General features: G+C 52.5%; 13 protein-coding genes. 10 read left to right on the top strand and 3 right to left on the bottom strand.

The annotated features are described in order from the left end of the window. Nucleotides 1-41 precede the first annotated feature (41 nt). Nucleotides 42-2600: a heavy metal translocating P-type ATPase gene (locus H5P17_RS11755; protein WP_182823049.1), complete on the top strand. Its 2559-nt coding sequence runs from the start codon at nucleotides 42-44 to the stop codon at nucleotides 2598-2600. 118 nt (nucleotides 2601-2718) lie between these two features. On the opposite strand, the gene H5P17_RS11750 is transcribed toward H5P17_RS11755, so the two are convergent. Next, nucleotides 2719-3135, bottom strand: a complete 417-nt coding sequence (locus tag H5P17_RS11750; protein ID WP_182823047.1) for a helix-turn-helix domain-containing protein — start codon at nucleotides 3133-3135, stop codon at nucleotides 2719-2721. Nucleotides 3136-3218: 83 nt separating this feature from the next. Between H5P17_RS11750 and H5P17_RS11745 the strand changes: the two genes are divergently transcribed. From H5P17_RS11745 to H5P17_RS11715, 7 genes are all read left to right on the top strand, one after another. After that, on the top strand, nucleotides 3219-4163 hold the full coding sequence (locus H5P17_RS11745; protein WP_182823045.1) for an aromatic alcohol reductase: 945 nt from the start codon (nucleotides 3219-3221) through the stop codon (nucleotides 4161-4163). A 188-nt stretch (nucleotides 4164-4351) separates the two neighbouring features. Continuing rightward, complete coding sequence (locus H5P17_RS11740) at nucleotides 4352-4705, top strand: GtrA family protein (RefSeq protein ID WP_071827033.1); 354 nt, start codon at nucleotides 4352-4354, stop codon at nucleotides 4703-4705. Continuing rightward, nucleotides 4705-5616: a glycosyltransferase family 2 protein gene (locus H5P17_RS11735; RefSeq protein ID WP_182823043.1), complete on the top strand. Its 912-nt coding sequence runs from the start codon at nucleotides 4705-4707 to the stop codon at nucleotides 5614-5616. The genes H5P17_RS11740 and H5P17_RS11735 overlap by 1 nt, the downstream gene beginning before the upstream one ends. 13 nt (nucleotides 5617-5629) lie before the next feature. Beyond that, nucleotides 5630-7072, top strand: coding sequence for a glucosyltransferase domain-containing protein (locus H5P17_RS11730; RefSeq protein ID WP_182823041.1), 1443 nt, complete (start codon nucleotides 5630-5632; stop codon nucleotides 7070-7072). A gap of 299 nt (nucleotides 7073-7371) precedes the next feature. Next, entirely contained in the window at nucleotides 7372-7608 is a 237-nt protein-coding gene (locus H5P17_RS11725) for a tyrosine-type recombinase/integrase (RefSeq protein ID WP_370570037.1), read from the top strand. Between the two features lie 132 nt (nucleotides 7609-7740). Continuing rightward, the gene (ttcA, locus tag H5P17_RS11720) at nucleotides 7741-8673 is read left to right on the top strand and encodes a tRNA 2-thiocytidine(32) synthetase TtcA (protein WP_182823040.1); all 933 of its coding nucleotides are present in this window, start codon (nucleotides 7741-7743) and stop codon (nucleotides 8671-8673) included. Nucleotides 8674-8813: 140 nt separating this feature from the next. Continuing rightward, nucleotides 8814-9212: a VOC family protein gene (locus H5P17_RS11715; RefSeq protein WP_044551530.1), complete on the top strand. Its 399-nt coding sequence runs from the start codon at nucleotides 8814-8816 to the stop codon at nucleotides 9210-9212. Between the two features lie 216 nt (nucleotides 9213-9428). Here the strand turns inward: H5P17_RS11715 and zntB are convergent, their stop codons facing one another. Continuing rightward, on the bottom strand, nucleotides 9429-10412 hold the full coding sequence (zntB, locus tag H5P17_RS11710) for a zinc transporter ZntB (protein ID WP_044551533.1): 984 nt from the start codon (nucleotides 10410-10412) through the stop codon (nucleotides 9429-9431). A 137-nt stretch (nucleotides 10413-10549) separates the two neighbouring features. On the opposite strand from zntB, the gene H5P17_RS11705 reads away from it, so the two are divergent. Both H5P17_RS11705 and H5P17_RS11700 read left to right on the top strand, forming a co-directional pair. Continuing rightward, nucleotides 10550-11632 (top strand): hypothetical protein, encoded by a 1083-nt coding sequence (locus tag H5P17_RS11705; RefSeq protein WP_044551535.1) that lies wholly within the window; start codon nucleotides 10550-10552, stop codon nucleotides 11630-11632. Between the two features lie 193 nt (nucleotides 11633-11825). Then, entirely contained in the window at nucleotides 11826-12074 is a 249-nt protein-coding gene (locus tag H5P17_RS11700; RefSeq protein ID WP_044551537.1) for a hypothetical protein, read from the top strand. Nucleotides 12075-12247: 173 nt separating this feature from the next. On the opposite strand, the gene H5P17_RS11695 is transcribed toward H5P17_RS11700, so the two are convergent. Next, nucleotides 12248-13882 (bottom strand): ABC transporter substrate-binding protein, encoded by a 1635-nt coding sequence (locus H5P17_RS11695; RefSeq protein WP_182823038.1) that lies wholly within the window; start codon nucleotides 13880-13882, stop codon nucleotides 12248-12250. Nucleotides 13883-14017: the final 135 nt, after the last annotated feature.

Below are 14017 nucleotides of genomic sequence, written 5' to 3'. Positions count from 1 at the left end.
TTTAAGCTTTTCGATATCCGAAACAGCAAAGGGGTAGTTCAATGACTTCCGTCTCTGTGCAACAAGGTTCCAATTCAACTTCGTCTGCCACACATCTTAGCCTGCCGGTCGAAGGCATGACCTGTGCTTCCTGCGTTGGGCGCGTCGAACGTGCGCTTAAAGCGGTTCCCGGCGTCCAGACGGCCGCGGTCAATCTGGCCACCGAACGCGCCGATATCACCTTCAGCAGCCAGGCCGATCCACAGGCGGCCGTTCGCGCCATCGAAAGCGCCGGTTATGCCGTTCGTGAAGAGACCACCGAACTCGGCATCGAAGAGATGACTTGCGCATCCTGTGTCGGTCGGGTTGAGAAAGCGCTCAGGCAAATTCCGGGCGTGATCGAAGCGAATGTCAACCTGGCGACCGAACGTGCCCGGGTGCGTCATAGCACCGGGATCGTCACCACGGCCATGCTTGAAACCGCCGTAGAACAAGCCGGTTATAAGGCCCGCCGTTTGTCCGCAGCAACGACCAGTGCGGGCGATCGGGACAATGAACGACGCGAAAGCGAAGCGCGTGGGCTGCGTCGCTCTTTACTGATTGCCGCCCTGCTCACCTTGCCAGTCTTCGTCCTTGAGATGGGTTCACATCTGATCCCTGCAATGCACCATTGGGTATTGGGGGTTCTGGGTGAACAGCGAAATGGTTATCTGCAGTTCGCGCTCACCACGCTGGTGCTGTTTGGGCCAGGTCTGCGCTTCTTCCGCAAGGGCGTTCCGGCTTTGCTGCGTGGCACCCCTGACATGAACTCGCTGGTTTCCGTCGGTACCGCGGCGGCTTATGGTTATTCGGTGGTAGCCACTTTCATTCCCGAAGTGCTGCCGCAAGGTACCGCCAACATCTATTTCGAAGCGGCCGCGGTGATCGTTACCTTGATCCTGCTGGGACGCACGCTGGAGGCTCGCGCCAAGGGGCGAACCTCTCAGGCGATAAAACGGTTGGTTGGGCTGCAGGCCAAAACGGCGCGCGTCGAGCGTAACGGCGAAACCCTGGAAATCCCGCTCGATCAGGTGACCACCGGTGACGTCGTGTTCGTTCGTCCTGGCGAGAAGATCCCGGTGGACGGCCAGGTCGTCGAGGGGGCCTCTTATGTGGATGAAAGCATGATCACCGGCGAACCGGTGCCAGTGTCGAAAGGTATAGGTGCCGAAGTGGTCGGCGGTACCATCAACAAAACCGGGGCATTCAGCTTCCGCGTCACCAAAGTCGGTGCAAATACGGTACTCGCGCAGATTATCCGTTTGGTCGAGGAAGCCCAGGGGTCGAAACTGCCGATCCAGGCCTTGGTTGATAAAGTGACTTTGTGGTTCGTCCCGGCGGTGATGGCGGCGGCGGCGCTGACCTTCCTGATCTGGCTGCTGTTCGGGCCAACGCCGGCGCTGACCTTCGCGCTGGTGAATGCGGTCGCCGTGCTTATTATCGCCTGCCCGTGCGCCATGGGGCTGGCGACACCGACCTCGATAATGGTCGGCACCGGTCGCGCCGCCGAGCTTGGGGTGCTGTTCCGTAAAGGGGAAGCCTTGCAGGCACTGCGAGATGTCAGCGTTATCGCGCTGGACAAAACCGGTACGCTGACCAAAGGACGCCCAGAGCTGACCGATCTGGTGCCCGCCGAGGGCTTCGACTATGACGAGGTTCTGGCGTTGGTTGCCGCCGTGGAAACTCGCTCCGAGCACCCCATCGCCGAAGCCATCGTCGCCGCCGCAAAACAGCGCGACATCGAGATCGCTGCTAGTGAAGCCTTCGATGCCACGCCCGGCTTCGGCGTCTCGGCCAAGGTCAGCGGCCGAACCGTCTCCGTTGGGGCCGACCGCTTCATGACGCAGCTCGGCCTTGATGTGACCAGCTTCCTGCCAACCGCGCAGCGTCTCGGTGAGCAAGGCAAGAGCCCGCTTTACGCCGCGATAGACGGTCGTTTGGCCGCGGTGATCGCCGTTGCCGACCCGATTAAGGACACCACGCCAGAGGCGATCAAGGCGCTACACGCATTGGGGCTCAAGGTCGCGATGATCACCGGTGATAATGCAGCAACGGCGTCGGCAATCGCCCGGCAGCTCGGCATCGATGAAGTCGCGGCTGAGGTATTGCCCGACGGTAAAGTAGCGGCGCTGAAGCAGTTCTGTAGCCAGGGTGCGCGGGTCGCGTTCGTGGGGGACGGTATCAACGACGCCCCGGCACTGGCCGAAGCCGATGTTGGACTGGCAATAGGGACGGGCACCGATGTGGCGATCGAGGCGGCTGACGTGGTGCTGATGTCCGGGGACCTGCGTGGCGTGGCAAATGCCATCGCGCTCAGCCAGGCAACGATCCGCAACATCAAGCAAAACCTGTTCTGGGCCTTTGCCTACAACGCGGTGCTGATCCCGGTTGCAGCGGGCATGCTTTACCCGATAAACGGCACCTTGCTTTCACCGATCTTCGCCGCTGCGGCGATGGCACTCTCCAGCGTCTTCGTGCTCGGCAACGCACTCCGTCTCAAGCGTTTTCAGGCACCTATGGGGGGCGAATCCCATCCGGCCAAGCTGGAAAACAACAGGAGCCAGGCTACACAGCAAAACTAAAGAGTCGTCCGGATGCCCTCACGGCACTGCGCGAAGCTGGCTATCCGCTAAGCGTCCACACCTCAGTACGAGAGGCGTAAAATTAATCTATGCTCCAACCCGCTAGCGAACATCCCCGTTAGCGGGGATTTTCTCCGTTAGCATAAGCCTGGCGCGAGTGCTGAAAACCGGCTTGGTTTTCAATAATCCAGTGCCATAGCGGCAGCATGTTAAGCAGCATTCCTTTTCCCAACTCGGTCAAGCTGTAATCCACACGAGGATGGGGCTTTTTCAGCTGATGATCATAGCGCTCGATAAGGCCATCTCGCTCGAGTTGACGCAAGGTTCTGGTCAGCATTCGCTGCGTGACGCCGGGCAGAGCTTTAGCCAGTTCGGCATGCCTGAGCGTGCCCTGCGTTCCCAGGATATAGATCACCCCCAGCGACCAGCGATTACCGGTATGCGTCAGAATCTCTCTTTTTAGCGTGTCCGATTCGTCACTGAGCGCCTCGCAAATGGCCGAGAATGTCTTTACTTGTTCTTCATCTAAGGTCATTGCGCATCCCGGTATCAACAGTGTGCCTGATTGTTATCCCTGTTCTGAGCGTTCAGGATTAAGGACAACAAAAGGGGAAAAGTATGCACAATAACGTGATGAGTCAATGCCGCAACATTCTGATCCTGGGCGCCGGTGAGTTGGGAATGGCGGTGATCGAGGGTTTCATTAAACAGCGCAAAGCGAACCCGGATATCCGTCTGACCGTTTTATTACGCGCCTCATCTCTGGTCGGCAATGCCAAACCGGCGCCAACGAACCGGCTGAAAAAACTGACGGACTGGGGAGTCGGCACGCTTGCCGGAGATTTCAATAGCCTGACGACGGAGGCTCTGGCGCAGATTTTTGCCCCTTACGATGCCGTCGTCAACTGTAGCGGCTTTGTCGGCGGGCTGGGAACACAACTCAAAATAACGCGTGCAGTCTTGCTGGCAGGTACCGCACGCTATTTCCCCTGGCAGTTTGGCGTCGACTATGACCGTATTGGCATGGGCAGTGGCCAGCTCGTCTGGGATGAACAATTGGCCGTACGACAGCTGTTACGCGGTCAACAGATGACTAAGTGGGTGATTGTCTCGACCGGCATGTTCACCAGCTTTCTGTTTGAACAAAGTTTTGGCGTGGTCGATTTTCCAGGACATAAAGTGAATGCCTTGGGCGACGCAAACTATGCACTCACCCTCACCACCGCGGAGGATATCGGCAGGCTGACGGCGATGATTTTTTTCCATTCCCCCGTGATTGAAAATGAGGTGCTTTATCTCGCAGGTGACACCGTCACCTATCGGCAACTGACCGAATTGCTTGGCCAACATGATAAAACCCCCTTTTCACTTGAAATAAGCGACAAGGACTCTCTTGAGGCAGCGGCAATAAAGTCACCGGACGATCTTTGCGCCGCTTACCGACTGGCGTTTGCCAGAGCGGAGGGCGTGGCATGGCCAAAAACCGAAACTTACAATGCCCGTCATCAGATTGAGGTAAAGGACGTAAAAACCTGGCTGTCAGAAAACAAGCCCACCGATTGACGCACAAAAACGGGCGGTAGGGTATTCTGTGGCCGTACTGCCCCGTAAACGCGCGAAAATGGCATCTGAAAAAAGCCGCGCATTAGGCATCAATACCCAATGCTGTCATGTCCATGATCTAGAAAGCTTTGCCATCGCCATGACGCGATGGCAAAATACAGCAAATCAAATTTTAAGAATTTTGCGCATTGAATACCTTTTTACGTTATGCATCAGTCGGTGTGATGAACACCGGTGCTCACTGGGCCGTTTTTGCGCTCATGCTACTTGGCGGTGCCTCGCAATCACTCTCTAACCTTGTTGCCTTCTGCATCGCAGTAACCCTTTCGTTCTTTGTAAACGCCAGGTGGACGTTCAAATCAGAAGCGACCGCAATCCGCTACGTGGTGTATGTGTTGTTTATGGGTGGCATGGCATTCTTGGTCGGCTGGCTGGCAGACAAAATGGATGTAAAACCCATTGTTACACTAGTGACTTTCTCGGCGGTAAGTCTGATTTGCGGTTTCATTTACTCTAAATTTTTTGTATTCAAGGATGATTAATGAGAGTTTCCTTGGTAGTTCCCGTATTTAATGAAGAGGAAGCAATCCCTGTTTTCTATAAGTCCGTGCGCGAATATAAGCCATTTGCGGATTATGATATTGAGATAATTTTCGTCAATGACGGCAGTTCAGATAAAACAGAAAGCATTATCTCTGCATTGTCTTTGGCAGATAGCCATGTTAAGCCTATAAACTTCACCAGAAACTTTGGTAAAGAGCCTGCCCTGTTCGCCGGACTGGAGTCATCCACCGGAGATGTCATCATTCCGATAGACGTTGACTTGCAAGATCCCATAGAGGTCATTCCACGGTTGATTCAACGGTGGAAAAATGGGGCTGAGGTAGTTTTAGCCAAGCGCATTGACAGGACCTGCGATGGCAGAATGAAGCGTAAAAGCGCGGAGTGGTTTTATAGAATCCATAATAAAATCAGCAAGCCTGCGATAGAGGAAAATGTCGGTGATTTTAGGCTGATGTCTCGCGAGGTGGTAGACAACATAAAACAACTTCCAGAACGCAATTTATTTATGAAAGGGATTTTAAGTTGGGTCGGAGGTAAAATGGATGTTGTAGAATATAGCAGAGCCGAACGTGTCGCCGGCACAAGCAAATTCAATGGCTGGAAGCTTTGGAATCTGGCCATTGAGGGAATCACCAGTTTTTCAACATTTCCGCTCAGAATATGGGCTTACCTTGGTTTTTTCGTTGCGTCCCTCTCCTTCTTATATGGTACATGGATGATTTTAGATAAAATCATTTGGGGAAACCCTGTAGCAGGCTATCCCTCTATCATCGTATCCATTCTCTTTCTTGGTGGCGTACAACTTATTGGCATTGGTGTCCTGGGTGAATATATCGGCAGGATCTACATTGAAACAAAATGTAGACCACGTTATATAGTGAAAAAGTGAGACGGAATTTTACATGATCTGCAAGAATGACAAAAAAACATTGGCCCTGTACTCAGGCTTGGCTCTGCTATTCATTTACCCTTTGATCCAAGCCGGTGTTTTCTACCGGGATGATCTTGATAGAGCCATCACCGGTCAGTATGGTTGGCGAGGTCTGGGTCGCCCTGTCGCCGATATTCTGATGAAAATTTTATCTGCCAGCGGCCACTATAATCTTGATTTATTCCCCTATACCATGATTGCAGCAGGTTTATTTCTAGGTGGGGCATCTCTATTACTTAGCAAATATTTGTCAAAATTAAACGTTCCTTCTTGCACGTTAGTTGCGGCCCTTTTGATTTTTAATCCTTTCATGTTACAAAATATCGCCTACAGGTACGACTCCTTAGGTATGTCTATAGCTTTTTTCCTTGCGGTTATGGCTTACACGCATAAGGGTAGCAACCTCGTCAGAGAAATTTCAGTAAAACTGCTCACTGGCGTATTATCTTTGACCCTATATCAGCCATGTGCAAATATTTTTATTGGATTACTTGCTGTAGACATTATGATTCTTGCAGTCAAGAACCATTTCAAAACCATCGACACAATAAAGCTAATATTAAATAAAGCAGTTTTATTTATTACGATCTACGTAATCTACATGTTGTTTTTTGCTTCAGGAAATAATTCACGCTCAGAGATAATTTCACCAAGTGCCGAGGGGCTAGAACATCTGGCAACGACAGCGCACGCGTTAAAAGCTTTGTTCCTTTCATATTTTTATGGGCCTGTATATATTTATTTTTTGGTTCCATCCGTGATCGGCTTGATCTTCATGTTAGTTTCAAACCGCCATTATAAATATACAATATTGCCATTTATTTTTTACGGATTACTTTCAATATTTGTATTCTTGGTATCACTAATGGGACCAACCTTATTACTTCAGGATGCCCCGATTTTTCCCAGAACATTGGTTTCATTTTCTGTACTCCTGGTTTTGGTTGCCATTCCTATCGTGTATTTTTCACCTAAATTAAAATACCTCTCTCTCATCCCAGTAATAACGGTGCTTGCTTTTAGCGCTCAGTTAAGCAGTGCCATCAAGTCACAGCGCGAATATGAGGATTTTGTTTTCAACATGATCGGGCGCGATCTGGCGAGCTATAAAAATATCGAAACCGTCGGAACGCTCGGTCAAGTCAACATTGATGAGAGAGCAAAACTATTGACGGAAAACAAGCCATTGATAGGCTATTTCCTCAGCCCAGCCTCAGAGTTCCTGGCTTCTTTCCAGCTCATTAACAAAGGGTTCCCACAAACGCTGCATGGTTATGGTGATGAGCAGAATAACATGAATAAGCTTTCCGCCATGATTAACAATGGCGTTAAGCCCGTATCTTCTAACAAGGACTACTCCCTGTTCATTTCCGATAATACGGCCATAGTTAAATTAGGAGAAAATAATAATTAATCCTATCTGCCCTCTACCACGAGGGCTTTATTTTAATACGTAGTGCAAAGTGGTGGACAGTCGTGAGATCCTGATATCCCAACCCGTTGATGCAAGAGATCTCCAGCCAGCCGCGAAACCGATGGCAGTAGGCGCGAAAATGCCGCCCTCGCTCCCGGTTGGGAACATTGGGAATGTCAAAAAACCTTATCGGTGGAACATACGGTCGCCCTACTTGCTCCCGCGTTGAGAACGCGGCGCGGCCAACGGCGATTATCGTCGCTGCCATCTAAACCCGAAACCGCGTTCTATCATCGCGAATACGGGAAGCAGAAAAGCAGCAACGCCATTGGGTGTTTTTTGCCCGGTGGCTAAAGGGCTGCAAAAGGCCCACTGTTCTTATCATTAATAGGGCTCGTTGGGACCCTGCTGCAAAACTCGCTGGCATTCGGCGGCGTAATCCGTACCATACGCGACATACTTTCGCTTGTTGGTTTTTAACGGCGGGCGCTAACCCGTCTTTCATCGTCGCTCAGATGGGACACGCCAACGCGTAAATGGTCTATAAGATATACGGCAAGTGGATCGAAGAAATGAACGGGGAGCAGGTGAACATGCTAAATGACAGGCTGTCTCTTTAATGTACTTTGCCTGCGTTTTGCCCCTTTTTATGTTTCACGGAAAATATAATGCAAGAAAATCAACAAATTAATCCTAAAGAGCAATACAACCTCAACAAATTGCACAAGCGTCTGCGCCGCAACGTGGGCGAAGCGATTGCCGACTTCAACATGATTGAAGAAGGCGATCGCATCATGGTCTGCCTGTCCGGCGGTAAAGACAGCTACACCATGCTGGAAATTCTGCGCAACCTGCAGCAGAGCGCACCGGTCAATTTCTCACTGATTGCCGTTAACCTCGATCAGAAACAGCCTGGCTTCCCGGAGCATATCCTGCCAGCCTATCTGGAAAGTTTAGGGGTGGAATACAAGATCGTTGAGGAGAACACCTACAGCATCGTCAAGGACAAGATCCCCGAGGGCAAAACCACCTGCTCCCTGTGTTCACGCCTGCGTCGCGGCATTCTTTACCGCACCGCCACCGAGCTGGGTGCCACCAAAATTGCCCTGGGCCACCACCGTGATGACATTCTGCAGACGCTGTTCCTCAATATGTTCTACGGCGGCAAACTGAAAGGCATGCCACCTAAACTGATGAGCGACGACGGAAAGCACGTGGTGATCCGTCCGCTGGCGTACTGCCGTGAAAAAGACATTGAGCGTTTTTCGGTGGCGAAAGCATTCCCGATTATTCCGTGCAACCTGTGCGGTTCGCAGCCTAACCTGCAGCGTCAGGTGATTGGCGACATGCTGCGCGACTGGGATAAGCGTTATCCGGGCCGCCTGGAAACCATGTTCAGCGCAATGCAAAACGTGGTGCCTTCGCACCTGAGCGACTTTAACCTGTTTGATTTCAAAGGCATTCACCACGGCAGCGAAGTCGTTGACGGCGGCGATCTGGCTTTCGATCGTGAAGACATTCCGATGCAGCCGGTCGGTTGGCAGCCGGAAGAGGCGGATGAACCTGCCCCGGCACGTTTAGACGTGCTCGAGATCAAGTAGGCCGCTGTTCCGCCCGCACACTGCGGGCGGCTCTTTATCCCCCTCAGTTGGCGATCCCGCTCGCATTTTCAGCAGAATTCACCAGACAGTGCGGTTTTTATCCTATACTGTGTTTTTATACAGTCACCAGGAGATTACCGATGAACATCACGCCCTGCCTGTCTCACGTTTCTCTCGGCAGCAATAATTTTGACGCCGCAGCTAATTTTTACGATCGCACCCTCGCCGCATTAGGTTGCCGCCGGGTTTTGGAACACCCAGGGGCCATTGGCTATGGCCGCGATTATCCGGAGTTTTGGTTGCAGCTGCCGATCGACGGCAAACCGGCCACCACCGGCAACGGCATTCATGTGGGTTTTTTCGCCACCAGCAAGCAGCAGGTTGATGATTTTTACCGGCAGGCGCTGCTGGCCGGGGCGAAGGATGAGGGCGCTCCCGGTTCAAGACCGCACTATGGCGAAGCCTATTACGGCTGCTTTGTACGAGACCTGGACGGACACAAGATCGAGGCCAGTTTCTGGGATGAAAGCGCGGCCTGAGGGGCAAATTGCGGACAAAAAAATGCCGGTGATTAAACCGGCATTGTATGAATCAATGTGCTATGCAGTAATTCTAAATATAAGAAAGTAAGACAATTATGGAGCGCAACGCCCATCGCTTGACGTTGCATTCACCTGCGAGATAGATCATGCCTCATTTCCCCCCGGCAAAAGTTGATATCGCTCAATGTTAACCGGGGTTTTACCTCTTTTTGGCTACAACCAACGGCGTCTCTTCAGCCACCAGCCCACGCCAAACACCAGGCCGGCCAGCATCAGGCAAAAAGCCGCAAAGCCGAATGGATTGCCGCCCCCTGGGATCCCGCCCAGGTTGACGCCGAACAACCCGGTCAAAAAGGTCGTGGGTAAAAATACCATCGCCAATAACGACATGGTGTAGGTGCGGCGGTTCATGGCATCGGCCATCACGGTGGTGATTTCGTCAGAAAGGATTGCGGTACGCGCAATGCTGCCGTCCAGGTCGTCCAGCCCGCGCCCCAGCCGATCGGCAATATCCTGCATGCGGCGACGATCGTCATCATTCATCCAGGGCAAACGATCGCTGGCTAAACGCGAGAACACGTCGCGTTGCGGCGCCATATAACGACGTAGCACAATCAACTGTTTGCGGATCAGCGCCAACTGCCCCCGTTCGGGGACCTGCTGCTCCAGTAACGAATCTTCCAGATCGATGATTTTATCGTGCAGATCTTCGATAAACTCGCTGGCGTGGTCGGTCAACGCGTCCGATATCTCCACCAGCCAGTTGCCGCTGTTGGTCGGCCCGCTACCGCTTTGCAGATCGTTCACCACCTGATCAATGGAATACACCTTGCGATGGCGGGTAGAGACGATGAGTTTATCGGTCATGTAAACGCGGATGGTGACCAACTGATCCGGCCGCGAGTTGGCGTTAAAGTTGATGCTGCGCAGCGTGATCATGGTGCCGTCGCCCACCTTGCTGACGCGCGGCCGGGAACTCTCCCCGGATAAGGCTTCTCTTACCGCATCCGGCAACAGCGACGTCGTGGCCAACCACTCGGCACTGGCCGGGTGCGCGTAATCGAGATGCAGCCAGCAAGGCTCGTCGCAGGTGACTTTATCATCGTAATCAATCGACGTTACACCGCCCTTGCCATCAAGCTGGTAGGCATAGACTGCGTCAGGAACCTGTAACTCGCGCCCCTCAATGACTTCCATTCCTCATCCTCTTTGCTTTTCAGTTATTCCAGAGTCTAGCGTTAATGGTAGGCGGATCAAAGATGAAGGCGTGCGAATGCTGCTCTGTACTGCGCTTATAGGCTAACATGGAGGAAGAATGAACAACCTGGTGCCCGATGATGCCGACTCGAACCTTCGTATTAGCCTCTATTTTGGCGCTGGGGCTGACCCCTTTTTATCCGCTGCTTGCCGCAAAGCATTCACTCAACGGTTTCGCCGATGCCTACCGGGTCAAGCTGGGGCCGGCGGCTGGTGATTTGCTCTACTTTGTCGCGCAACCCCAGGATGTCGCGCCGGATAGCGCCTTAATCGTCCTGCACGGGTATCCCAGAGATGCGGGGAAAACCTTGGCCGCCGCGGTAAAAGCGGCTCAACTTGCAGGCCAAACCGGCCAGACGCTGCTGGTCGTTCCACTGTTCCCGGTCAGCGATGCCCAGTCTGGGCACTGTCACTCCCCCGGCGTTCCGCAGGCCCAGGCCGGGGACGCGCTGTGGAGTTGCAGCTCCTGGATCGAAGGCGGTTTGGACAACCGGGGGAAAACCAGCTCGTTTGCCGCGCTTGATCGCCTGGTTGCCGAACTGAAAGTTAAATGGCCACGGATACGTTGGGTCACCGTTGCGGGGTTTTCCGCCGGCGCACAGTTTGTGCAGCACTATGTCGGTTTCGCCAATCCGCCGCCCGGCATAAAGCTGCGCTATGTGATATCCGATCCCGGTAGCTGGCTCTATTTTGATCGCCGTCGGCCACAGCCGGTAATTAAAGGTCGCCCTGTTGACTGGCGCGACTGTGGTTCTACCAGGGGCTGCACCTTTGATTGGGTTGAGGTTAACAGCGATGCTTGCCCAAATGTCAATCGCTGGAAATACGGCATTGAGCAGATCCCGCCTTTCCTCGCCCAAAAGACTGAGTCGATGCGCGAACGCTATGCCAGCGCAGACATCACCTACATGGCCGGCGAAAAAGATACCGGCGACGCGGCCGGCAGTTTTTATAAAATACTCGACAAATCTTGCGCAGCGCAGGCTCAGGGCCCCTATCGGCTACAACGCGCTATCGCCTATGCGGCTTACGATCGACGTTTTATTGCCCCGCATGCCAAACGTGATTTAGCGATCGTTCCCGACTGTGCACACGATGTGTCCTGCGTATTTCCTTCCCACGTTGGGCGTCAGGCATTATTTAACAAAAATGCAGACTAATAATCACGGGGATGAAATAAAACAGGGCTGAACAAGGCGAATATCGCGAAATAAAGCGCTGGCTATCGCGCCATTATTATGACTTAACATATTCACATCAATTTTAATTCATAATGACAATAAAAAATTAACAAAAAGCTGTTCCAGCGCAAATTTGAGAGGCATATACTTCCCTCACTACGAGGAGGTAGTTATGTTACGCGACCATTTAAAATTAAACGACAGCGATACGCTGGAGAAAATCCGCAGCGTTAATTTTCAAAATCAGGGCCAGGAAGAAATCAGCGAGTTTATCGTGAAGAATGCCAGCGGCACGCAGGTTGGTACGGTGTCGGTACACGATCACCTCAGCACCCGGCGCTCTTACCCAACCAGCTATCGCATTACCCAAACGGACATGAGCGGTCGCATTCTGGTTGATGCCATGCGGGACAGCTTATAAAAATAAATAACGACCGGTTTTACCCACAATTCATTGCCGAATATAAACACCGTTGCGGTTATTTTAACGTACGGCATCGCTCTGGCTGAAAAAAGCCATTGAGATTAATTCTATTATTCGACAAATATTCGCAGCCAGGCCCCGAATTAACGGAGCCTGGTTAATTGCAGTTATTAATGCTTGATAATATACATCGTCTGGCTGTAGGCCACGTCTTCCGGATTGGTGATCGGGTAACCTTTTACCCAAGGCTTGATCAGGCGGCCATTGGTATACTGGTAAATCGGCGCGATTGGCGCCTGTTCCGCGATGATCTGCTCCAGTTTGTTGTAATCCGCCGTCAGGGCCGCGGCACTGGTTTCACGGCTGGCCTGCGCCAACAGCTTATCGTAATTTTCGCTCTTGAATTTGGCGATATTACCGCTGTGGGTGGAGCTCAATAGCGACAGGAAGGTCGAGGCTTCGTTGTAATCGCCCACCCAGGAAGCGCGCACCACGTCGAAGTTGCCGGTGTTGCGGCTGTCGATGTAGGTTTTCCACTCTTGGTTCTGCAACTTGACGTCGATCCCGAGCGTTTTCTTCCACATTGAGGCCACGGCAATGGCAATTTTCTGGTGGCTTTCCGAAGTGTTATACAACAGCGTCAGCTTCAACGGGTTGTTCGGGCCATAGCCGGCGGCCTGGATCAGCGCCTTGGCCTGAGCATCCAGTTCGGCCTGCGGCTGCTGTTGCAACAGGCTCACTTCCGGCTTGAAGCCTGCGGTGACGTCCGGCGTAAAGTGGTAAGCCGGTTTCTCGCCGGTACCCAACACTTTTTCGGCGATAATTTTGCGATCGATCGCATAAGACAGCGCCTTGCGCACCCGTACATCACTGGTCGGCGCCCGCTGGGTGTTGAAAGCGTAATAATAAGTCCCCAGCTGATCGGGGGTATAAACCTGATCCGGAATATCCTTCAGCAGTTTTTGGTACATGTTTTTAGGGAAGGATTCGGTGATGTCGATGTCGCCGGCCAAATAGCGCTTGGTGGCGTTAGACTCCTGGTTGATCGGTACAAAGGTCACTTTGGTTAAAACGGTATGCGCGTGATCCCAATAGTGCTCGTTTGGCGTCAATACCAGCTTCTCGTTGACCACCCGCTCCTGCAGTTTAAACGCGCCATTGCCCACCAGGTTACCCACCTTGGTCCAGTCATTGCCATATTTCTCCACCACCGCCTTGTTCACCGGGAACAGGCTGAAGTTGGCCGTCAGGCTGACAAAATAAGGGACCGGTTTGTTCAATTGCACTTTAAAGGTGTAATCGTCCAGCGCCGTTACGCCCAGCTTGTCCGCAGGCAATTTGCCAGTGATGATCTCATCGGCGTTCTCGATCCCCGCCAGCTGGGCAAACCAGGCAAAGGGAGACAAATTTTTCGGCTCAACCAGGCGTTGCCAGCTATAGACAAAGTCTTTTGCCGTGACAGGGTCACCGTTCGACCAGCGTGCGTCTTTACGCAGTGTGAAAATATAGGTTTGGTTATCCGTGGTTTGCCAACGGGTAGCAACACCGGGGATCACTTTGCCGTTCGCATCCTGATTAACCAGGCCTTCAAACAGATCGCGCGCCAATTGCGCTTCCGGCAACCCGACCGCCTTGATGGGATCGAGCGAGGCAGGCTCATCTTTGATATGGCGAACAATTTCCTGCTTTTCCGCCAGAGTGGTACCCGGGGGAACCTGCGCCGCCATCGCGCTGCTCAACCCTGCACCGATCGCCACTGCACACAGCGCCAAACGAAAACCCTGTTGAATTTTTTTTCTCGTCATTCTGATTCATCCCCGTTAACCATCTGAATTTTTTATCTTATAGCACAAGAATAGTCTCACCTAGAGTTCCAGGCGGACAAGATGTAAAAACTGGGGGCCAGGCAATAAAAAATGCCCGTGCAACGAGGTCGGCAC

The organism is Serratia sp. OS31, from assembly GCF_014164835.1.
Classification (GTDB): Bacteria; Pseudomonadota; Gammaproteobacteria; order Enterobacterales; family Enterobacteriaceae; genus Serratia; species Serratia liquefaciens_A.
The sequence above is the reverse complement of the archived record's forward strand: the minus strand, read 5'-3'. Positions and strand labels throughout refer to the sequence as shown.

What these genes read in the sequence shown, in the direction of transcription:
- ttcA (WP_182823040.1), top strand. Translation starts at nt 7,741, where the DNA reads ATGCAAGAAAATCAACAAATTAATCCTAAAGAGCAATACAACCTCAAC.
- H5P17_RS11705 (WP_044551535.1), top strand. Translation starts at nt 10,550, where the DNA reads ATGATGCCGACTCGAACCTTCGTATTAGCCTCTATTTTGGCGCTGGGG.
- H5P17_RS11715 (WP_044551530.1), top strand. Translation starts at nt 8,814, where the DNA reads ATGAACATCACGCCCTGCCTGTCTCACGTTTCTCTCGGCAGCAATAAT.
- H5P17_RS11735 (WP_182823043.1), top strand. Translation starts at nt 4,705, where the DNA reads ATGAGAGTTTCCTTGGTAGTTCCCGTATTTAATGAAGAGGAAGCAATC.
- zntB (WP_044551533.1), bottom strand. Translation starts at nt 10,412, where the DNA reads ATGGAAGTCATTGAGGGGCGCGAGTTACAGGTTCCTGACGCAGTCTAT.
- H5P17_RS11695 (WP_182823038.1), bottom strand. Translation starts at nt 13,882, where the DNA reads ATGACGAGAAAAAAAATTCAACAGGGTTTTCGTTTGGCGCTGTGTGCA.
- H5P17_RS11745 (WP_182823045.1), top strand. Translation starts at nt 3,219, where the DNA reads ATGCACAATAACGTGATGAGTCAATGCCGCAACATTCTGATCCTGGGC.
- H5P17_RS11700 (WP_044551537.1), top strand. Translation starts at nt 11,826, where the DNA reads ATGTTACGCGACCATTTAAAATTAAACGACAGCGATACGCTGGAGAAA.
- H5P17_RS11750 (WP_182823047.1), bottom strand. Translation starts at nt 3,135, where the DNA reads ATGACCTTAGATGAAGAACAAGTAAAGACATTCTCGGCCATTTGCGAG.
- H5P17_RS11730 (WP_182823041.1), top strand. Translation starts at nt 5,630, where the DNA reads ATGATCTGCAAGAATGACAAAAAAACATTGGCCCTGTACTCAGGCTTG.
- H5P17_RS11755 (WP_182823049.1), top strand. Translation starts at nt 42, where the DNA reads ATGACTTCCGTCTCTGTGCAACAAGGTTCCAATTCAACTTCGTCTGCC.